Origin of the sequence: Novosphingobium marinum (assembly GCF_013408095.1) — a bacterium.
GTDB classification, from domain to species: domain Bacteria; phylum Pseudomonadota; class Alphaproteobacteria; order Sphingomonadales; family Sphingomonadaceae; genus Novosphingobium; species Novosphingobium marinum.
Genome location: NZ_JACBZF010000001.1, coordinates 895,498 through 915,090 on the forward strand (window position 1 = coordinate 895,498; position 19,593 = coordinate 915,090).

Consider the following 19,593-nt stretch of genomic DNA (forward strand, 5'->3'; position numbering starts at 1 on the left):
TTAGGGACACGCGGCACAATGACAACGGCGCGCAGCCGATAGCTTTACTCCGAACCGACCAAGGCCTGCTTGTGTTCCGCCAGCATGTCCTGCGGGATCGGCAGCAGAAGCGGCACGGAGGTATAAAGCAGCGCGACATCGACCGTGCGTCCGGGATAGATGCTTTCGAGAGCGGCTGCATAGGCGGCCATCTGGCGCATGATCGAACGCGGCACCGCCGCGATGTCGGCGGGGGGACGCCGCGAGGTCTTGTAGTCGACGACACGAATACGGTCGGGCGCGAGGAGCAGCCGGTCTATCGATCCGGCAACGACGCTGCCGCCGACAGTCGCGGCGAACGGCACTTCCGCAAGGCTCTCGCCCGAGAACAGCTCCTGCCAGCCCGGATGGCGCAGTACGGCGAGCGCACCGTCCAGCATCGCGGCCCGGTCGACCTCCGTGAAGTCAGCGGCATTGCGCTGCAGCCAGCGCTTACCGGCCTCTTCGCGAAGATCGTCCGGAATATCGGGCAGACGCTCCAGCAACTTGTGGATGGTCGTACCGCGCCGTGCGGCGTCTTCCCCTGCTCCCGGTGGATAGGGCGGATCGGGAGCCTCTTCCTCCTCGCCGAGCGCAGACGGTGCGAGCGGCCTTGGCGGGCGTGCTTCGGCGGGAGGAACGATCGTAAGCCAGCGCGGCAGCGGCTCGGGGAGCGGCAGGCCCGTGATCGCGGCGTCATCGCTGGGCACCGTTTCCGGCATCTCCCCCCATTCCAGCCTGCCGCCGAAGATCGGATCGGCCCGCCAGTCGTCCGCGGGGAAGAGGCCGCGCAACCTGGCATACCAGCTGTCATCGGCAGGCTCATTCTCGCGCGCGCCAAGCGCACCGCCGATGAAAAGCGCTTCTTCGGCTCGGGTCATCGCGACGTAGAGCAGCCGCCAGTGCTCTTCACGGTCGGCGAGCGCAGTTTGCTCCGCGTGATCCTTCAGCCTGCCTGCGATCTCCTCCTTGCGGAGGCCGGGCAGCGGTATGCTGCGCTGATCGGGCGCGGCCGGGTCTGGCAGCGACAGGTCGGAGGTGCGGCTGTTGTCCGGATTTCCCGTAGCGTCGGCTAGGATGACGATGGGTGCCTGCAATCCCTTCGAGCCGTGGACGGTCATTACGCGCACGAGATTGTCGCTGCTGCCCGCTTCCCGCTTCAGTTCGCCCTCGCCCGCGTCGAACCAGTTGAGGAAGGCTGCAAGCCCCGGCGTGTGGCTGGCGGCGAAGGAATTGGCGGCGTTGAGCAATTCGTCGATGGGATCGTTCGCCTCGCGCCCCAACCGCGCCACCAGCTTGCGCCGCGCCTGCCAGGGACCGACGAGCAGCCAGTGCAACAGGGCCTGCGGTGGTTCGAAATCGGCAAGGCGCAGCAGGGCGCCAAGAAGCTCCATCGCCGCCGCCACATCGGGGTGGCTCGACCGCCTCAGGTGCGACCACAGCCCGGTATGCTTTGGCCTGTAGCAATGCTCGAGTATCTGTTCCTGGCTCCACCCGACGAGCGGAGATCCGAGCAGGCAGGCAAGGTTGAGGTCGTCGAACGGCTGTGCGGCGAAGCGCAACGCGGCAACGAGATCGCGGACCGCCAGCGGTGCCCCGAGCCTCAGCCTGTCGACACCCGCAACGGCCACGCCGGCGGCATGAAGGCGTGCGACGACAAGGCCCGCAAGATCCCGCCGCTTGCGAACCAGGACCATGACGTCTCCCGGACCCGCCCTCCGCTTGCCGCCTTTCACCAGCGGAAAGCCGGGACCGGCGGGGTCCATCCATTGCGCGACTTGCCGCGCTATCCTTTCGGCCATTTGCCGGTCTGGCCGCGAGAGCCAGCCTTGCGCCCCCTCCTCGGGCTCGTCCTCCTCTTCCTCGTCGATTGCCCCCACGGGACGCCAAATCGCGACATAGCCGGGCCGGTCCTCTCCCTCGTGCTTCTGGGGCGCCTCGGGAAGCCCGAATGCGTCGGCACCGATATTCGCAATCGCCGCGTCGACGAAGTCGAGCACCGTCTGCGCCGTCCGGAAGCTGCGGTCGAGCCCGTAGTCGCGCAGTTCGCGGGCCCTGTAATTGCTACGCTGGCGCTCGGCGTTTTCCTTGGCACCCGCCATCGCATCGCGCACCCGCTGTTTTGCGCGCTCAAAATTTTCGGGGCTGGTGCCCTGAAAGCGAAAGATCGCCTGCTTGTAATCGCCAACGACGAAGAGCGTGCGCATGACATCGCCGCGCTGGCCCAGGCCCGCGAAGAATTCCTGCGTCAGGGCATCGATGATCCGCCACTGCGAGGCGTTGGTGTCCTGCGCCTCGTCGACGAGGATGTGATCGAAGCGCCGGTCGAGCTTATAGCCGATCCATTGCGCGTAGTCGGCGTCGCTGAGCAATGATGCGGCGATGCGAATCTGGTCGTCGAAGTCGATAAAACCTTCGCGTCGCTTCGCTTCGTCCCACGCAAGCGCGAACGCACGCCCGAGCCGCAGGGCCGGCACGAGCCGCTCGGCAAGATCGAGCAGAGCCCGGGTTTCGGCCACGGCGGCGATGCACGCGATGACACGCTCGCAGTGCGTGGCATATTCCGGGTCGATCTTGTCCTGCGAGCGTGTCGAGCGCGGCTTCCCGTCCTTGGTAAGGAAGACAGCGGCAAGCGCATCGAGGCCCCTTCCCCGCGCCTCGGCATCGCCCGCGAGCCACCCGGCGATTGCGGCGGCGGCGTGCTGCCCGGTAGCGGCGCTCCACCCGGCGTTGATCTCCATGCAGCTCCTGAGCGAGGCCACATCGAACACGTCGTCTCCGCACAGCCCGGCAAGCTGCGATCGGTCGGCATCGGCAGGCAGCCCGAGAAGTTGCAGCACACGTGGCCGCAGCGGTTCCTGCCAGGCTCCCGGCCCGAACCACGCCTCGCGCGATTCGGCGCAGCGAAGGAGATAGGCCTCGACCGCGTCGGGACCCATGCGCAGCGACAGGTCCGCAAGCGCCGACGAAAGGCTGGGATCGGAAAGCGGTTCGCTCTCGGCCCTGACGAGAAGGTCCGCGAGCACCTGGCGCAACAGCACGATCCGGTCGCGATCTTCCATCGCCCGCGTACCCGGCGACAATCCCGCTTCGAGCGGGAAGGCACCGAGCAGCCACTGCGAGAAGGCATGGATCGTATCGATCCGCAGGCCACCGCCGGGACAGTCGAGCACCGACGCGAAGAGGGTACGCGCGCGGTCCTGCGTCGCAGGATCGATCGCGGCACCGATGGCCTGCAACTCCTCGGCAAGGCTTGTCGCGGGCAGTCGTACCCAGCGCGCGAGCCGTTCGTTGATCCGCGCGGCCATCTCGGTCGCCCCGGCCTTGGTGAACGTCAGGCACAGGATTTGCGAGGGCTCGACACCCCGCTGCAGCAGGAGGCGCAGCACGCGAGAGGAAAGAACCTGCGTCTTGCCGGTACCTGCCGAGGCCGAAAGCCAGACGGTCTCGTCTGGTTCGACGGCACGCATCTGGTTGCCGTGGAGCGGGTGGACCTTGCCGCTCATGCCGCGCCTCCGTCTTCGCCGAGCCGGGTGAACCACTCGTCGAGCCGCATGAGCTGGTCGTAGTCGTTGTAACTGCCGACGTCGGGATTGAGCCGCGCGGTGAACGGGTCTTCGCCGAGAATCCACCGGTCCAGCGCATCGTGAAGATAGGCTTCGGTAGCCGCCAGGAAATCCTCTTTGGCCACGCCGTCGGCGCGGGACGTGCGAAAGGGTTCGAAGCAAAATCCGAACCCGTCCTCGTCGCGCCGTTTGGGATCGCGGGAAAGCGACCAGTACTCGAAATCAACGGGCTCGCCGCGTACCTCCTCGAAGCCGTCTGCCTGCGCGATGAGACCGATCAGGCCAAGCTGGAGCGAGAAGCCTTCCTTGACCATGCGGCGAGTGGGCGGACTGCCGGTCTTGTAATCGACGATCGCGAGTGCGTCGTCGTGGAGCATGTCGATCCGGTCGGCGCGCCCGTGGATGCGTACTCCGCGCACGGTCATGTCGCCCCACGCCTCCGATGCCGCGACGGTGCGGCCCTCCTCGTCGCGCAGCCGCACGATTTCCCGGTCGATCCATTCGAGCGCACCGACCAGGCGCGGACGCCAGAGCGAGCGCATCAGCGGGTGAGCGCTCATCCGGTCGAGCACGTCCTCGGCAACGGTGACAAGTTCCCCGGCAGGATTGCCCTCGGCATGCCAGGCCTCGAGGATCTCGTGGACCGCGATGCCTTTCCACGCCGCCGTCGGCTCAGCGTCGAGGATGTCGAGCGACCGCAGGTTGAGGATCGAGGCCGCGTAGAACTGGTACGGATCGCTGCGCAGCCGGTCGAGGCCGGTGGCGGATATATCGACGAGGCGCTGCGCGGCGTTGGGGCGCGGTTCGGGCCGGGGATAGGAAGGAGCGGGCGCGGCATCGTCGATAGCCTGCGCAAGCCGCACCGCCTCGGTTTCGAGATGAGCGGGGAGCAGGTCGCCGAGCAGCGCGCGAACGCGCAACACGAAACGCGAGGGGATGACCGGCCCGCCCTCGTCGCGTTGCGCGTGGCTTAGCACGACTTCGGGCGCGCCCAGCGCGGCGGCCAGGTCGTGCGCGGCAAGGCCGGTGCGAAAATCGGCTCCCGGCACGCCGAGCGCGCGTAGTACGGCGGGCGGCAAAAGCGCGTCGGTCGGGGGGCTGGCTGGCCACACCCCTTCCACCAGACCGCCGCAAATGACGAGGTCGGCGCGGCTCATGCGCGCTTCGAGCAAGCCATAGACGGAGACGCGCGGATGCCCGCCCCACGGGGGACGTACCGAAACGCGGTCCATCGCATCGCGCAGTACGGCCGCAAGGTCCGCAGGGGCAAGGCGCGTTCCGGCATCGCGGGCAGCTTCGCGCAAATTCTCGACAAAGGCTGAAAGCGACTTGCCCTGCGCTTCGCTCCACAGGCGATCACCGCACAAGGCCTCGGCCGCGCTGCACAGGGTTTCGATCAACTCGGCAAGTGCTGCCTCCTCGCCCAGCCCAAACAGCGGCGCAAGGATCGCGTCGACCTCCGCCCACCACGCTTCAAGCTCGTTTTCCGCCGCGAGAAGTCGCAGCGGAGCAAGGCCCGGCGCCGGCCTTGGCCCACGCAGCGCAAGGTCGAATTTGCGCGCATGGTCGAGCCATTGCGCCCGCCCCTCCCCGTCGCGAACCATCGGATGGACTAGTAGCGAGACGAGCGGAACCGGTGCCGCGCTCTCCGCCACCACTTCGGCAAGCAGCAGCAAGACGCGCCCGGCAGCCGTCTGCGACAGCGGTCGTCCGCCGGTATCGTCGGCGACGATGCCCCAGCGCTGCAGGTGCGCCACCACCCGCGCGGCAAGCCCCCGGTCGGGCGTGACGAGCGCGACCCGCTTCTCCGGCTCGTCAAGCGCGCGCCGGATGAGGATCGCGATGGCCTGGGCTTCCTCGCCGGGGTGCGCCGTTTCCATGAGGCGAACCGCCGAAAGCCGGCGTCGCTCGGCCGGAAGGTCGACCCAGCGCGCGCTCGCGGCAGGCGGCAGGAACAGGTTCGAAATCGCCTTGCTGCGCTCAGGCGGTGCCGCGGATACTCCCGCGCGATGCCAGGGCCGCACTTCCTCTCGCGCGATACCCATCCGGTTCAGCAGCAGCTTGAGGTGATATTGCGGGTGCGCGTTGCAGTCCCGCGTCCCGAACGGCGGGTCTCCAGCGGCTGCTGGCTTGCCTGCCGTCCCCAGCGCATCCCACACCTCTTCATCGAGCGAAAGGTCGAGATCGGGAAGGATCACCGCTCCCATGGGCAGTTCTGACACGACTCGCAGCAGGCGTGCGAGAGCGGGCGATGCACTGGTCACGCCGGCAGCGACGATCGGATGGCCCGGCGGATCGCCGCTCCAGCTCCGCGCAGCCCCCTCGAACAGGAGATTGCGCCGTGCCGGCGGATCGACCTCCCCGCGTTCGGCCAGTTCGGCGAGCCAGTGGGCCTGCACCATCAGGAACGTGCGCGTGCTGTCCGTCCAGTGTTTCGCAACTTCGCTGACGATCCCCCTCACCCGTTCGGAAAGGAGGTCGTCGGGTGCGATACCCTCGACCAGCAGTCGGTCCATCGTGCGGGCGATCTCGAACGCCTGGCGAAGCAGGGCAGGACCGCTGGCCGCCGCATCGCCCTCGACTTCGCGCAGGATGGCTGCGAGCCTCAGCCAGCGCCGGGTCGGATCGGACGCAGGGGGAATGTCCGCGCCCGCCCCGAGCGGATCGAGCAACGGCCCGAGCGTCTCGTCGAGGTCGAGATCGCCCACGACGGCCATGCGCGGGAGCAAGAGCCCTTCACCCGAATGGCGCACGAATGCCTCGGTGACGGTCCGCACCGTTCGGCGGCTCGGCAAGAGCAGGGTCAGGCGCGCAAGTCCGAACCCCTCTTCGCGGTATCGGGGCACCAGACCGGCGACGAGGGCATCTGCAAAACCGCGATGCGCGGCAATCGAATAGACCTGGGGACCGCGCGCCTCAGGCACGCGCCAGCCACTCCTCGGTCGGCCTGATCGCCGCCGGTTCGCCGACCTCGAACCACAGCCCGGTGTGCGCCGCGCCGAACAGTCGGCCCTCCTCGATCGCGCGTTGCCACAAGACGTTCGTCGAGAACGGTCCTTCCGGTGCATTGCGCATCAGGCGGTGCGACACGAGCTGTATCCCGGTGTATATGAAGGGCGCGATCCGGCCAGGCCTGCGCCGCGCGACCCTGCCCAACGGATCGAGGTAGAAATCGCCCTTCCCGCGATAGTTCAGCGCCCTGACATGCGAAACGACGAGCAGGAGCGCATCCATCCGCTCGGGATCCCATGCCGCGGAAAGCTCGGCGAACACGTTGCGCGGACCGTCGAGCCAGATATTGTCGCTGTTGAGACAGAAGAAGGGGTCGGGCAGCTGCGGCAGCGCCTTCGTCATGCCGCCGCCGGTTTCGAGCAGCAGCGCCCGCTCGTCCGAAGTCGAGGTTTCCGGGCCACGCTTGCGCTTCTCGAGGTGCGCCTCGAGCGCATCGGCTAGGTAATGGACATTGACGATGGCCTTCGGAATTCCCGCATCGTCGATCTGGTCGAGGCTGTAGTCGATAAGGGCCTTTCCTCCGACGCGCACCAGCGGCTTCGGAGTCGAGGCGGTGAGCGGTCGCATGCGTTTGCCGAGACCGGCGGCAAGGACCATCGCGGTATCGCTGGCCAGCTTCGTCATTTACCGAATTCTCCGCCGTCGGCCTGCCGCAGCGCTTCCGGGATGTTGGCGTCGAACCACTTCGCCACCGGGGCCAGCGCCGGATGCGCGAGATCGCGCTCGAGCAGGCGCCAGACGCGCGGAATGTAGTTCAGATAGCGCGGCTTTCCGTCGCGCTGGTTCAGGCGCACGAAGATGCCAACGATCTTGGCGTTCCTCTGCGCGCCGAGCCGCGCGTAGTCGGCAAGGAACGTCTCCCTGTCGCTGCCGGTCCGGGTCAGGTAGCGTTCGAGCATCCCCTGTTCGAGATCGGGCGCGACGTCGCGGCGGGCATCCTGCAACAACGAGACGAGGTCGTAGGCCGGGTGCCCGACCAGCGCGTCCTGGAAATCGAGCAGGCCCTGCTTCTGGAGCGCGCCGAGCAACATGATATTCTCGGCATGGTAGTCGCGCAGCACGGTTACGCCGGGGCGCTGGCGCGGAAGCAACGGACTGAGCACTTCTTCCCAGGCGGCCGCGTAACCGGGACCGTCGACATAAAGGTTCCGGGCGGGACAATACCAGTCTACCAGCAGTTTCGCCTCGCGCTGGTACTCGGCAAGTCCGTAGGCCGTGAACGGTCCGGGAGGAAGCGTATGCAGTTCGACGAGGGCATCGACCGCCGTGCGGTACACCGCCTCCTCGTCGTCGGGCCACTGGTCGAGATAATCGCGCATCCGCGCCTCGCCGAAATCCTCGAGCAGGACAAGTCCGCGAGCGGGACTTTCGGCGAGGATACGCGGCGCGCGCATGCCGTTCTCGTCGAGCCACCGGGCGGCGCGCAGGAACGGTCGCGGGTCTTCCTCGGGCGGCGGCGCATCCATGAGCATCGCGGTCTCGCCATCGCGGCGGACGCGGAAATATCGGCGGAACGAGGCATCGCCCGCCAGCGGCTCGATCTTCGCGCCGGACCAGCCGGCCTTGTCGAGAAACGGCTCGATACCTTCGGGAAGGGTTACGGACATGGCAGGCGGCCTAGCCAATCGGGACCGGGTTCGACAATCGCAATCCGTCCCGTTTCCGCACTTTTCGTCGCATGCTCGAGCCCAATCGAAAGGCAGGCTGGCTCGTGGCCGAAACCACCTGCATGCTCGGGCCACTCGGCCAGCATCGCCGCACCTTCGCGATAGTCGTCGAGGCCGAGCTGCTCGACCTCCCCGGGATGCGAGAGCCTGTAGAAGTCGGCATGGACGAGCGGCAGGCGTACTGCAGGCGGTTCGTAAAGCTCGATAATCGCGAAACTTGGCGACGGAACTTCGCCCTCGTGGCCCAGCGCGGAGACGATCGCCCGGGCCAGCGTCGTCTTGCCCGCGCCAAGTTCGCCCGAAAGTGCCACGACATCTCCGGCGCGAAGTTGCGCGGCGATGCCGGCACCGAACCGTTCCATCGCGGCAAGGTCGGGCAGCGAGACCTTCACGGCAATTCGACGATCGCGGCGGTGCCCTCGCCCGGCTCGGACAGAAGTTCGAGCGTCCCGCCATGTGCCTCGACGAGCTGGCGCGCAAGCGGCAGGCCGAGGCCCTGCCTCCGTTCGACGGTGTGGCCGTCCGAGGCGACCTTCAGCCCGTCGAGAGCGCGCGCCAGCGTCTGTTCGTCCATCCCGCGCCCGTTGTCTGAGACGACGATGCGCGCGACCTCGCCTTCCCCGGTATTTTGGCGCGATACGTCGAGCAGGATGCGCCCGCCCTTTGGCGTCGCCGCAATGGCGTTGTCGAGCAGGTGGCCGATGGCCCGCGCAAGCCGCCGCCTGTCTCCGGCGATCGCCCCTGCGGACTTGTCGCCGCGCAAGTCGAGCGTCAGGCCTGCCTCCCCTATGCGCTTCGCCCGCTCGCGAGCGAGGCTTTCGGCAAAGGGCATCAGTTCGATCCTGTCCTTGGCCAGCGGCAACATTCCCGCCTCGCTTTGCGACAGGTCGAGCAGGCTTTCGATCTGTTCGCCGAGACGATCGACCGACGAGAGGATCGCGCCGACATATTCCCGGCCGCTTTCGTCGAGCTCGCCGCCGATACCGCCTTGCAGCAGTTCCGCGAAGCCGCCGATCGAAGTGAGCGGCGTGCGCAATTCGTAGCTCATGTTCGCAAGGAAGCGCGTCTTTACCGCGTCGGCTTCCATCAGGGCCGCGTTACGTTCGCGAAGGGCGGACTCCGCCTTTTGCGAATCGGTAATGTCGAGGACGGTGAGCAGGCCGTTTCCATCGGGTAGCGGAACGCCCGCGAACTCCAGCGTCCGTCCGTCCGCAAGGCCGATCCGGCCGCTGGTCTGCTTGCGGTCGAGTGTAGCGGCGCGGACGGCATCGCCCACGCCCCTGGCCGGCTCGCCTTCGGCAACGCGCGCGGCGATCTTGGCGAGCAGGTCCTCGACGTGCGGATGCGTGTCGAGAAATTCCTCGTCGAGGCCCCAGTCCGCGGCGAAGCGCCGGTTCCAGAGCTGCATCCTGCCATCGGGCGCAAAGACGGCGACCGATTCGAACAGGCTGTCGAACGTCGCCGTGCGCGTGCGCAGGAGCGTGTCGCGCATGGCGGACAGCCGCAGCTGCTCGGTCCGGTCCTCGGCGATGAGGAGCAATCCCCCGTCGGGCACCGGCTGCGCGACGATGCGCAGGTGCGTCCCGTCGGGGAGCGGCCACGCTTCCTCCCGGGTTTCGCTCGAGGAAAACCAGCCGGCCTTCTCGCGCCGCCATTCGGGAAAGTCGCGCGCTTCGGGAACCCGGCCTTCGTCGCGCGCGATGTCGAGGAAGCGTGCGAATTGCGGCGGGTCGAGCATGGCAGCGGGGGTCAGGCCGAAGATGCGCTGGAACGGGCGGTTGGCGAAGATCAGTTGCCGCTTGGCATCGAACTGCGCGACGCCCGCCGATAGCTGGTCGAGCATCGAGCGCTGGGCATCGCGGAATGCGCGGAACGAGCGGCCCAGTTCCTCCAAATCCTCGATGTCCACCGCGTATCCGGCGATCCCGTCGTCGCCCAGCGGCAAGTCGCTCACCCGCATGGCGCGGCGCTGGCCATCGATCGTCACGCTGACGATCCGCTCGATGGGCTGCTTCTGCTCCGATGCCTGCACGGCGACCTGGCGCGCGGTCAGGCCGTCGACGCTTTCGACGAGTTCGGTCTGCGCCGCGACAACATCTTCGGCACCGTCGCCCGCGACCGCCGCGACGTAGGCGCTGTTCACGAGCCGCAAGGCACCGTCCGGCGCCCGGAACCACATCGGCAGCGGTGCAGCCTCTATCAGGGAGACGAGCGCGGTGAAGTCGCCTCGCGCCCGCGCCGCCTCCTCGCGCAGCTTGACCAATTCGCTTTCGCTGTCGCTGAAGTCGAAGACCCAGACGAGCGCGGCCCCGCCCGGCGAGACCTGCGGGTCGGCCAGGTGCCCGCGCAATGCAAGGCTGCGGCGCGAGCCGCGCGGCGTCGCCACCATGCGGAACGGCGCCGCAGTCCGCTGGGTACGGCGCACATTCTCGGAAAGCTCGGCAAGCTGCGCGGCGTCGAGGCCGCGCTTGCCGTCGTCGAGTTCGCTCAGGTAGCCGGGCACGTTGTCGAGCCCCAGCCAGTTGGCGAGTCTCTGAGGCGCTTCGATACGCCCGTCTGCGCGCACGAGCAGCGGGATCGCGGGCGATTCGTCGACCATCCGGCCAAGGCGCCGGGCATGGCGCTGCATGGCCTCGGTACGCCGCTCGCGGCGGCGCGCGGCGAGGAAGGCCCAGGCCGCCGCAAGCGTCCAGGCCGCCAGCAGCAGGCCGATCAGGACTATGGCCGTCTCGTCGAGATTCATCGCGCCCGGCTATGCGTTGCCGGCCCTGCGATTACAATGGTCTGCACCGTCGCTGTCCGCCGGGACGTTGCCCAGATCGACGAAAGGCCCCTTCCGCCGGGACGGAAGGAGCCTTCGTATTCTCGCCTTTCCCGCACTGGGGGCAGGCTCGCAGCCGGATCAGTACCGGTAGTGGTCGGGCTTGAACGGCCCGTCCTTCGGCACGCCGATGTAGTCGGCCTGCCGCTGAGAAAGCTTGGTAAGCTTCACGCCGAGCTTGTCGAGGTGCAGCGCGGCGACCTTTTCGTCGAGGTGCTTGGGCAGGACGTAGACCCTGTTCTCGTACTCGTCGGCCTTGGTGAACAGTTCGATCTGCGCAAGGACCTGGTTGGTGAAGGAGGAACTCATCACGAAGCTCGGGTGGCCGGTGGCGCAGCCCAGGTTCACGAGGCGACCCTTGGCAAGAACGATAAGCTGCTTGCCGTCGGGCATGGTCACGACGTCCGTGCCCGGCTTGATTTCCTTCTGCTCGTAGTTGTCGAGCGCGGAAATCTGGATCTCGGAATCGAAGTGACCGATATTGCACACGATGGCCATGTTCTTCATCGCCTTCATGTGTTCGCCGGTGATCACGCCCTCGTTCCCGGTGGCGGTCACGAAGATGTCGCAGCGCTCGACCGCTTCTTCCATCGTCACGACTTCGTAGCCTTCCATCGCCGCCTGCAGCGCGCAGATCGGGTCGATCTCGGTCACGAGGACACGCGCGCCACCCTGGCGGAGCGAAGCGGCGGAGCCCTTGCCGACGTCGCCGAAGCCGGCGACGCAGGCAACCTTGCCCGACAGCATCACGTCGGTGGCGCGACGGATCGCGTCGACGAGGCTTTCGCGGCAGCCGTAAAGGTTGTCGAACTTCGACTTGGTCACCGAATCGTTCACGTTGATTGCGGGGAAAGGCAGCTTGCCCTTCTTCTCGAGGTGATAAAGCCGGTGGACGCCGGTCGTCGTTTCCTCTGACACGCCCTCGATCGTCTCGACGGTCTTGGTGAGGTAGCCGGGGCGCTTCTTGATGAAGGCCTTGAGCGCGCGCTGCATCTCGATCTCTTCGGCGTTTTCAGGGGCGGGCATTTCCTCGCCCGCTTCGAGACGAGCACCCCACAGCGCGAACATCGTGGCATCGCCGCCATCGTCGAGGATCATGTTGCAGGTCGTGTCCTCGCCCCAGTCGAAGATACGCCCGACGTAGTCCCAGTAGTCGGCAAGGCTCTCGCCCTTGATCGCGAACACGGGGACACCCGCGGCCGCCATCGCGGCGGCGGCGTGATCCTGCGTCGAGAAGATGTTGCAGGTCGCCCAGCGCACTTCGGCACCGAGTTCTACCAGCGTCTCGATCAGGACGGCGGTCTGGATCGTCATGTGGAGCGAACCGGTGATGCGCGCACCCTTGAGCGGCTTGGACGCGCCATACTCTTCGCGCGTGGCCATCAGGCCCGGCATCTCGGTTTCGGCGATGGCGATTTCGTCGCGCCCGTAATCGGCAAGACCGATGTCGGCGATGGCGTAATCTTGCTCGGCTTCGATGGCAGTGGCCACGGTTGGACTTCTCCTGAGATTGCTTTGCATGTTGGCGCGGCAGCGGCGGGCCGGCGATACGGCACCCAAAGCGGGCGCATGAACTGCCCGCTGCTTACCGATTCGCGGCGGATGAAGCAAATATAAAGATATCTTTATATGCTTGTCACTCTCGCCATGCGGCAACCCGCGACATTGTTCCGACGCATCGCGCGCCTATATCGCCAGCGACAATCCCGTTCATTTGCAGGAAAGGATGCAGGACATGACGATTTCGGTAGGCGACAAGCTCCCCGACGTGACGCTGATCAAGGCGACGGCGGAAGGACCGGAAAAGGTTCAGTCGAGCGATTACTTCAAGGGCCGCAAGGTCGCGCTGTTTTCGGTCCCCGGCGCATTCACGCCGACTTGCTCGGCCAAGCACCTGCCCGGTTTCGTCGACAAGTCCGGCGATCTGAAGGGCAAGGGCGTCGACGAGATTGCCTGCACGGCAGTCAACGATCCGTTCGTGATGCAGGCCTGGAAAGAACGTGACGGTTCGGAAGACGTCACCATGCTGGCGGACGGCAACGGCGAATTCGCGCAGGCGCTTGGCCTGACCATGGACGGTTCGGGCTTCGGCCTCGGACAGCGCGGCTCGCGCTGGTCGATGGTGGTAGACGACGGCACCGTCCAGCAGCTCAACGTCGAGGATGGCGGCGATTTCAAGGTGAGCAGCGCCGAGCACATGCTCTCGCAGATGTAAGGTGCAAGGGGAGCCCGCCCGCGGCGGTGGGCTTCCCTCTTACCGTCTCTGTGTCCAGTTCCCTGCACGGCCCGGCGCAAGGGGCGAACTCATACGAAACATGTCGCAGCCGTCGCGCGTTTCCCTGGCTGAACCACGAGGAACCGACATGAGCGACAGCAAAAAGCAAGGCCTGGACGAGGGCGGCGCAAAGCAGCAGGATCGCCTATTCGCCGACGACACGGTCAATCCTGAACTCGAGCACGAGAGCAAGCAAAAGCTCAAGAATTCAGGCCGGGCAAAACCGGAGGACTACCCCGACAGATCGGTCAATCCGGTCTGAGACGCCGCATCAATAGCCCATCAGGCTCAGCACTTCCTTGCGGCTGCGTTCGTCCTCGAGGAACACCCCCATCATCTGGCTGGTCACCATCTCGACACCGGGGGTGCGCACGCCGCGGGCGGTCATGCAGGCATGGCTCGCTTCGATGACGACGGCCACGCCCTGCGGCTGCAGGTGGTCCCAGATGCACTTGGCAACCTCGGCGGTGAGGCGTTCCTGGATCTGCAAGCGCCGCGCAAACCCGTGAAGGACGCGGGCCAGCTTCGAGATGCCGACGACATGGTTCTTCGGCAGGTAGGCGATCGCAGCCTTGCCGATGATCGGCGCCATGTGGTGCTCGCAGTGTGACTGGAACGGAATGTCCTTCAACAGCACGACTTCGTCGTACCCTCCGACCTCCTCGAAGATGCGCGACAGGTGGACTGCCGGGTCTTCCTCGTAACCGAGGCAGTATTCCTTCCATGCCCGCGCCACCCGGCTCGGCGTATCGACCAGTCCTTCGCGCTCGGGATTGTCGCCTGCCCAGCGAATCAGCGTGCGGACGGCTTCCTGGACGTCGTCGGGCACGGGAATCTTCCCCGCCGGCTGGTCCTCGTCCGGCCCAACGATACTGCTCATCCCTTCCCCTTCCCGACCTTCCGCTTGATCCGCCTCCATGCCCGACGCGGGCGGCTTAGGCCACCCCTTCGAAACAGGCCGCGCTTCGAGATGGGTTCGAGAAACTCGTCGGGACTTTCGGGATCGAGTATTTCGTTGTCGGCCAAGGCCCTTTCGATGTCGGACAGGTCTTCGTCGTGGAACGGCCGCAGGCGCTTTCCTTCCTTCGGCAAGCTGTCGATCATCGCCGCCATCGAGCCGTGCTCCTCGATCCCGGCGGCAACTTCCTCCACGCTGATATTGCAGTGCTCTGCCAGCAGCGAGTGGCGTATCCGCGTTATCGTCGGCCCGATCCCCTTGTTCGCGGGCCGGTCGGCATCGATGAACACGTCGCACTCGCTGTCGAGACCGAGCGAACGGTTGTTCATGTTGGCCGAACCGATGCGAATGATCTCGTCGTCGATGATGGTCAGCTTGGCGTGGACATAGATCGGCGTCCCTTCGGCGGTGTATGGATGATAGAGGTGGAACCGCCCGGCATGGTCGTGCTGGCGCATCGATCGCATCAGCCGGATACGCGCCGTGTCCATCGCCGTCTGCTCGAGCCAGCCGTCCGCGTGTCGCGGATTCAGGATCACGAATTCGGGCGGTTCGGGTTCCTCCAGCCGTTTCGTGATGGCCTCGGCAATCTTGCGGGAGGCGAAGTACTGCGTTTCGGCGTAGACGAAGCGCCTTGCCCTGGCGATCTGCTCGACGAACAGCGCCTCGATCTCGCGGATCGCGCAGACCCCGTCGTATTGCGCGCGCGTCCTGGCGATGCCGATCTCCACGTCCTCGAAATCGGCATCGAGTTCTTCGGGCCAGGGGCTCTCGTCCTGCGGTTCGCATTCGCCAAGGTCCTCGCCGCCGGCCTGCATCCACCGTGCTCGGCCAAGTTCGGCGAGGTCTCCGGCGATCTCGCCCTCCATCATCATCGTGAGGTCGTGCCAGGGCGTGTAGAGTTCGCCGCTCGGCAAGCGGCGGCGTTCGTCCTCGTCGACGTGGTCGCGCGTGTCCCAGCGGTCGGACGTCATGTCGATGCCGCCGCACACGGCGACACAATCGTCGATCACCACGATCTTCTGGTGGTGGCTGCACCCGATCGGGTGCGCCGTATCGAACTTGAACTTGATCGACTGGTGCTTGGCCCAGCGTGCCAGGTCCCAGATCATCGAGCCGCGCTTCATCAGAGAGAAGACGCCGAAGTTCCATTTCAGGATCTTGACGTCGAGCCCCGGCGTTCGCTTGACCAGCCACACGATGAAGGAGCCGAGCCGTGCCGGGTACTTCCCGCGATGCGGCTTGTGCCACCATCGGCGCCCACCCGACAGCAGAATGCGCGAATCGAAATCCCAGCCGATCAGGAAGATGCGCTGTTGCGCATGGGTCATCGCTTCGCGCACGGCCTTGAAGTAATCGTCGGCATCGATGAGCACGCGCGCGCGCCTCGCCCTGGCATAACGCCATACGGAAGCGGACTCCGCCTTATCCAAGTCGTTTACCGCGACATCCGACATGCACAGTTCCCCTCGTCCGATCCCGGCACCGAATGCAAGCGCTCACGGTTCGCGAAGTTCCCGTTTGCGGGCCACGTCCGGGACGAACCCGCACTTGCAAAAACGTCCCCGGTCCGACTATTGCCTGTCAACCGTTGAATTCACTGCGTATTCAGCGGGCATGGCTATTATAGCCACCGTTGTCCGACGAAGCTTGGATGACACCGTTTCGAAAGGCCAGCCTGGCTTCGCCGCCGGCCTTCACTTCGGCTGGCCGATGTCGCCGATAAAACCTATCCGGCTTCCGCTGCATTAGTGGATGGGAGGCCGCGCAATCTAGGGGCCTGCGAGGGCCTTGAGAGACTCAGGAGTTGTACATGAAAAAGACCCTTTTCGCCGCTGCCCTCATGGCCGCCAGCCTTTCGCCCGCGACCGTCATGGCGCAGGATCTCGCCCCCGAAGTTGCTGCCGCGCTGACCGTCGGCGCCACCGTCTTCGGGCCGAACGGCAACGAAGTGGGTACGGTGGAGAACATTGCGGACGGCAATGTCGTGATCTTCACCGGCAACAACCGCGCTACCCTGCCCGCCAACTCGCTCGGCAAGAACGACAAGGGCCTGCTGCTCGCGGTGACCAAGGAACAGCTCGATGCCTTCGTGACGCAGGCTGCCGCGCAGGCCGACGCCGCCATGGCGCAGGCTCTGGTTCCCGATGCCGAAGTCTACAGCTCCGACGGCGTGATGGTCGGTACGGTCGGCGAGATCGACGGCAACAACGTCACGGTCGAACGTGAAGCTGGTCCGGTCGCGCTGACCAAGGACATGCTCACCGCCGATGCCGATGGCCTCAAGCTCTACATGAGCGAAGCCGAATTCAACGCCGCTGCCGCCGCTGCGTCGGGTGAAGCCGCTCCGGCTGCTGCCGAGGATATGACCCCCGCATCGTAATCCTTACAGCCACATCGAAAAAAGCCGGCCGGAGCACGTCAGTTCCGGTCGGCTTTTTCATGCCTGACGAAGGCTGCCGCGCCAACGAAAACGCCGCCCCTTGCGGTGTGGCAAGGGACGGCGTCGGAAAAGTGGCGCGCCCGGAAGGATTCGAACCTCCGACCACCTGATTCGTAGTCAGGTACTCTATCCAGCTGAGCTACGGGCGCGGGAGAGGCGCTCTTAGATAGCATGTTCCGGCAATGCAAGCGCTCATATGAAGGATTTCAGGGCGTGCGCGAGCGGGTAATCGAGCCTTGGCATCTCCAAGTTAACCAACGTATCCATCGGAAACCAGCCGATTTCCTCTGCCTGAAGGCATCGCGGCTCCCCCGACCAGCGCGTGCAGGCATAGAGCAGGATCACGATATGCGGTGCTTCGGGTGCGGCGCTCGCCGGGCCGCTGGCGAATGCCACCGGCTCTATTGATTTCGGGCCGACAACGATCTCCAGTTCTTCGGCAAGTTCCCGGATCAGCGCGGATTCCGGGGTTTCCGCCGGCTCCACTTTGCCCCCGGGGAATTCCCACAGTCCGGCATGCACGCCTTTTAAAGACCTCCTTTGCATAAGCACCGTGTTGTCGCGGCCGATAAGCGCGGCGGCGCTGACCAGGAGAGATGTCGGCTTTTTTTGCACGTTAGGCATTCCGGAAAATCAGATTTTAAGGCTGGTTTGAAATTCAAGTGGCATGATTTGCCAAGGCTGCAGGACGATCATGGGCATGCGCGAGACACTGAAGCAATTACTGGCGGACCGTAAGGGCACCAGCGCGGTCGAGATGGGCCTGCTGCTGGGTCTCGTCGTTCTTGCCATGCTCAGCGCCATCCAGGGCGTGGCGGACGAAAACACCAAGATGTGGCAGGACGTCGCCACCAAATCGAGCGAGGCGATCGCGAAGACTCGCTGATTTCAGGCAACACAAAACCGCCGTCACGATAAACTTTTTATCAAGAAATATCTCCTAGTCAGAGGTTGTCCGCGACCAAAAACGCGTTTCGGACCGGGTACCGAAAGACTGCATACCAGGAGACTGACCATGAAGTTCATCAAGAAGTTTCTTCGCAAGGAAGAGGGCGCGACCGCCATTGAATACGGCCTCATCGCCGCTCTGATCGCGGTTGCCGCCATCAGCGCCATGCAGGGCCTGGGCGACGAGCTCGAAACCACCTTCAACACGACCTCGTCGGCGATGAAGGAAGGCAACAGCTAATATAGCTGGCCGAACGTGAAGCGAGGGCGGCAGGGAAACCTGCCGCCCTTTCTTTTTGCGCGCGCGACACGCGTCTTCGCGGCGCTCGTGCCTAGTAGGTGACGATCTTCACCTTCTGCCCCGGCGATAGCGTGGAATTCGCATCGAGCGAATTGAGCACCAGAAACCGTTCGAGCTGAGCATTGTCGTACGCCATCCGCGACGCCAGCGAACGTACCGATTCGCCCGGCCGCACGGTGACGACGTTGAGCTTGCGCGGACGGATCGAAGACGCCTCGCTCGCCGATACGCGCCGCATTGAACCGAACATCGAATTGAACGTCGACGCATTGCCGGCCTGGCTGATCGCGACGAAATGGAACGCCTGGTCGCGAGCGAACTCGTAGGCGAAGACCGTCACGTCGACGGTGCCGTTCCCGCTCTGCACCCGCGCGGTTCCGAAAGCGGCGGGAATGCCGTTGACCGTCGTGCGCCGGATCTCCTGGGGCACGACCTGCTGCTGCCCCTGCTCGGTCAGTGAAGCGAAGGCCGAGCGCACGTAGGCATTGAGATCGCCGCTGTACGGGCCGGTAGTGAACTCCGCCTTCCCGCTCTGGCCGTTGATCGAAACGGAGCGCGTGCCGTTGACCATGTAGAAACCGTCGGGCGCCTGGAAGGCCAGCTTGAGGTTCGGATGCACGAAGCTGCGCCCGTCGACCACGCCTTGCGCCGGGTCGTCACCGTAGATCACCCCGTCGATGTTGGTGAGAAACTGGTCGCGGTTGGTCATGCCGGCGGCATTCGCGCCTGCCCTGGCCAGCGCGTCGCGGACTCGCGATGCCGGATCGGGGTGAGTCGACGCCCACTCGGGGACCTGGTTGTTCGTCCCGCGCAGACGTGCCTCGAGGGCGTTCTGTTCCGCGAGGCTCTGCAACACCGTGCCCATCGCTCGCGGATCGTAACCGGCGCGGTTGAGGTACAGGATTCCGAGATTGTCCGATTCGAGCTCCTGTCCACGCGAGTATTGCAGCGTGAGGAGCTGCGAACCTTGCGAAAACACCCGCTGGCCCAGCTGGCCGAGCCCGGAATCGCCAAGGAGCACGCCTGATAGGACGGACCCGAGCACACCGATAATCGAATTACGGGTCGCCGCCTTCTGCCGCTTGGCCGCGTGACGTGCCGCCACATGGCCGACTTCGTGGCCGAGCACGGCGGCAAGCTCCGCCTCGTTGTCCATCAGCGCGGCAAGCTGGCGCGTCACGTAAACGTACCCGCCGGGTACCGCGAAGGCATTGTTGATCTGCGAGTTGAGCAATGTGACCGTGAAATCGCTTCGCGCATCGCTCAGGCCCGACTGCACCGCGATCGTCTTGCCGACACGCTCGACGTACTGGGCTTGCGGGCCGGTGACTGCGCCACCGAATTGCGCGATGAGTTGCGGATGGGCTTCTGCCCCCTGCCGCTTGTCCGAGGCGCTGATCGAGTCGGCGGTGGTCGGGACGCCAGCGGTCCCTTCCCCGCCGCCGCCGCCCATGGTGGAGCAGCCGGTCAGCGCAAGCGCGAAGGCTGCGACCGAGGTTAATGCGGCGTATCTGCGACGGCGGATTAGCGAAGATGGCATTTCAGGTTTCTCCCAAGGATCGGCCTTGCTGTTCCCGTACGTGT

Annotated in this window: 16 protein-coding genes and 1 tRNA gene; 5 read left to right on the top strand and 12 right to left on the bottom strand. The window is 65.5% G+C overall.

Annotation, left to right across the window (positions count from 1 at the left end):
* Positions 1-44 precede the first annotated feature (44 nt).
* The 7 genes from addA to ahcY all read right to left on the bottom strand — a co-directional run bounded on the left by addA (position 45) and on the right by ahcY (position 12,575).
* A complete protein-coding gene (gene addA / locus FHS75_RS04335) occupies positions 45-3,524 on the bottom strand; it encodes a double-strand break repair helicase AddA (RefSeq protein ID WP_179406455.1) in 3,480 nt (1,159 codons plus the stop codon).
* Entirely contained in the window at positions 3,521-6,508 is a 2,988-nt protein-coding gene (locus FHS75_RS04340) for a PD-(D/E)XK nuclease family protein (protein WP_179406456.1), read from the bottom strand. The genes addA and FHS75_RS04340 overlap by 4 nt, the downstream gene beginning before the upstream one ends.
* Positions 6,501-7,220, bottom strand: a complete 720-nt coding sequence (locus tag FHS75_RS04345; RefSeq protein WP_179406457.1) for a nucleotidyltransferase family protein — start codon at positions 7,218-7,220, stop codon at positions 6,501-6,503. The genes FHS75_RS04340 and FHS75_RS04345 overlap by 8 nt, the downstream gene beginning before the upstream one ends.
* The gene (locus FHS75_RS04350) at positions 7,217-8,203 is read right to left on the bottom strand and encodes an aminoglycoside phosphotransferase family protein (RefSeq protein ID WP_179406458.1); all 987 of its coding nucleotides are present in this window, start codon (positions 8,201-8,203) and stop codon (positions 7,217-7,219) included. Before FHS75_RS04350 ends, FHS75_RS04345 begins: the two co-directional genes overlap by 4 nt.
* Positions 8,194-8,655 (bottom strand): tRNA (adenosine(37)-N6)-threonylcarbamoyltransferase complex ATPase subunit type 1 TsaE, encoded by a 462-nt coding sequence (gene tsaE / locus FHS75_RS04355; protein WP_179406459.1) that lies wholly within the window; start codon positions 8,653-8,655, stop codon positions 8,194-8,196. The genes FHS75_RS04350 and tsaE overlap by 10 nt, the downstream gene beginning before the upstream one ends.
* Positions 8,652-11,006 carry a PAS domain-containing sensor histidine kinase gene (locus FHS75_RS04360; RefSeq protein ID WP_179406460.1) on the bottom strand — a complete coding sequence of 785 codons (2,355 nt, stop codon included), beginning with the start codon at positions 11,004-11,006 and terminating at the stop codon, positions 8,652-8,654. Before FHS75_RS04360 ends, tsaE begins: the two co-directional genes overlap by 4 nt.
* Before the next feature lie 159 nt (positions 11,007-11,165).
* Positions 11,166-12,575 (bottom strand): adenosylhomocysteinase, encoded by a 1,410-nt coding sequence (ahcY, locus tag FHS75_RS04365; RefSeq protein WP_373284967.1) that lies wholly within the window; start codon positions 12,573-12,575, stop codon positions 11,166-11,168.
* Between the two features lie 244 nt (positions 12,576-12,819).
* Here ahcY and FHS75_RS04370 point away from each other — a divergent pair, with 244 nt between their 5' ends.
* Entirely contained in the window at positions 12,820-13,299 is a 480-nt protein-coding gene (locus FHS75_RS04370; protein WP_179406462.1) for a peroxiredoxin, read from the top strand.
* A gap of 148 nt (positions 13,300-13,447) precedes the next feature.
* Complete coding sequence (locus FHS75_RS04375; protein WP_179406463.1) at positions 13,448-13,621, top strand: hypothetical protein; 174 nt, start codon at positions 13,448-13,450, stop codon at positions 13,619-13,621.
* A 9-nt stretch (positions 13,622-13,630) separates the two neighbouring features.
* On the opposite strand, the gene folE is transcribed toward FHS75_RS04375, so the two are convergent.
* Both folE and FHS75_RS04385 read right to left on the bottom strand, forming a co-directional pair.
* Positions 13,631-14,239 carry a GTP cyclohydrolase I FolE gene (folE, locus tag FHS75_RS04380; RefSeq protein WP_179406464.1) on the bottom strand — a complete coding sequence of 203 codons (609 nt, stop codon included), beginning with the start codon at positions 14,237-14,239 and terminating at the stop codon, positions 13,631-13,633.
* Positions 14,236-15,693 (bottom strand): phospholipase D-like domain-containing protein, encoded by a 1,458-nt coding sequence (locus FHS75_RS04385; protein ID WP_308420074.1) that lies wholly within the window; start codon positions 15,691-15,693, stop codon positions 14,236-14,238. The genes folE and FHS75_RS04385 overlap by 4 nt, the downstream gene beginning before the upstream one ends.
* Positions 15,694-16,130: 437 nt before the next feature.
* On the opposite strand from FHS75_RS04385, the gene FHS75_RS04390 reads away from it, so the two are divergent.
* Positions 16,131-16,700 (top strand): hypothetical protein, encoded by a 570-nt coding sequence (locus FHS75_RS04390; RefSeq protein WP_179406466.1) that lies wholly within the window; start codon positions 16,131-16,133, stop codon positions 16,698-16,700.
* A 132-nt stretch (positions 16,701-16,832) separates the two neighbouring features.
* On the opposite strand, the gene FHS75_RS04395 is transcribed toward FHS75_RS04390, so the two are convergent.
* Both FHS75_RS04395 and FHS75_RS04400 read right to left on the bottom strand, forming a co-directional pair.
* Positions 16,833-16,909 (bottom strand) — tRNA-Arg (locus tag FHS75_RS04395).
* Positions 16,910-16,952: 43 nt separating this feature from the next.
* Positions 16,953-17,384, bottom strand: a complete 432-nt coding sequence (locus FHS75_RS04400) for a (deoxy)nucleoside triphosphate pyrophosphohydrolase (protein WP_179406467.1) — start codon at positions 17,382-17,384, stop codon at positions 16,953-16,955.
* Between the two features lie 76 nt (positions 17,385-17,460).
* Here FHS75_RS04400 and FHS75_RS04405 point away from each other — a divergent pair, with 76 nt between their 5' ends.
* Both FHS75_RS04405 and FHS75_RS04410 read left to right on the top strand, forming a co-directional pair.
* Positions 17,461-17,646: a Flp family type IVb pilin gene (locus tag FHS75_RS04405; protein WP_179406468.1), complete on the top strand. Its 186-nt coding sequence runs from the start codon at positions 17,461-17,463 to the stop codon at positions 17,644-17,646.
* 129 nt (positions 17,647-17,775) lie between these two features.
* Positions 17,776-17,949 carry a Flp family type IVb pilin gene (locus tag FHS75_RS04410; protein WP_179406469.1) on the top strand — a complete coding sequence of 58 codons (174 nt, stop codon included), beginning with the start codon at positions 17,776-17,778 and terminating at the stop codon, positions 17,947-17,949.
* Between the two features lie 91 nt (positions 17,950-18,040).
* Here FHS75_RS04410 and FHS75_RS04415 read toward each other — a convergent pair whose 3' ends face one another.
* Positions 18,041-19,549, bottom strand: a complete 1,509-nt coding sequence (locus FHS75_RS04415) for a M48 family metalloprotease (protein ID WP_179406470.1) — start codon at positions 19,547-19,549, stop codon at positions 18,041-18,043.
* Positions 19,550-19,593 lie beyond the last annotated feature (44 nt).

Bases quoted from the DNA above. Each gene is read 5' to 3' on its own strand.
- addA (WP_179406455.1), bottom strand. From the start codon at position 3,524: ATGAGCGGCAAGGTCCACCCGCTCCACGGCAACCAGATGCGTGCCGTC.
- FHS75_RS04345 (WP_179406457.1), bottom strand. From the start codon at position 7,220: ATGACGAAGCTGGCCAGCGATACCGCGATGGTCCTTGCCGCCGGTCTC.
- FHS75_RS04350 (WP_179406458.1), bottom strand. From the start codon at position 8,203: ATGTCCGTAACCCTTCCCGAAGGTATCGAGCCGTTTCTCGACAAGGCC.
- FHS75_RS04360 (WP_179406460.1), bottom strand. From the start codon at position 11,006: ATGAATCTCGACGAGACGGCCATAGTCCTGATCGGCCTGCTGCTGGCG.
- FHS75_RS04370 (WP_179406462.1), top strand. From the start codon at position 12,820: ATGACGATTTCGGTAGGCGACAAGCTCCCCGACGTGACGCTGATCAAG.
- FHS75_RS04375 (WP_179406463.1), top strand. From the start codon at position 13,448: ATGAGCGACAGCAAAAAGCAAGGCCTGGACGAGGGCGGCGCAAAGCAG.
- folE (WP_179406464.1), bottom strand. From the start codon at position 14,239: ATGAGCAGTATCGTTGGGCCGGACGAGGACCAGCCGGCGGGGAAGATT.
- FHS75_RS04390 (WP_179406466.1), top strand. From the start codon at position 16,131: ATGAAAAAGACCCTTTTCGCCGCTGCCCTCATGGCCGCCAGCCTTTCG.
- FHS75_RS04400 (WP_179406467.1), bottom strand. From the start codon at position 17,384: ATGCCTAACGTGCAAAAAAAGCCGACATCTCTCCTGGTCAGCGCCGCC.
- FHS75_RS04405 (WP_179406468.1), top strand. From the start codon at position 17,461: ATGCGCGAGACACTGAAGCAATTACTGGCGGACCGTAAGGGCACCAGC.
- FHS75_RS04410 (WP_179406469.1), top strand. From the start codon at position 17,776: ATGAAGTTCATCAAGAAGTTTCTTCGCAAGGAAGAGGGCGCGACCGCC.
- FHS75_RS04415 (WP_179406470.1), bottom strand. From the start codon at position 19,549: ATGCCATCTTCGCTAATCCGCCGTCGCAGATACGCCGCATTAACCTCG.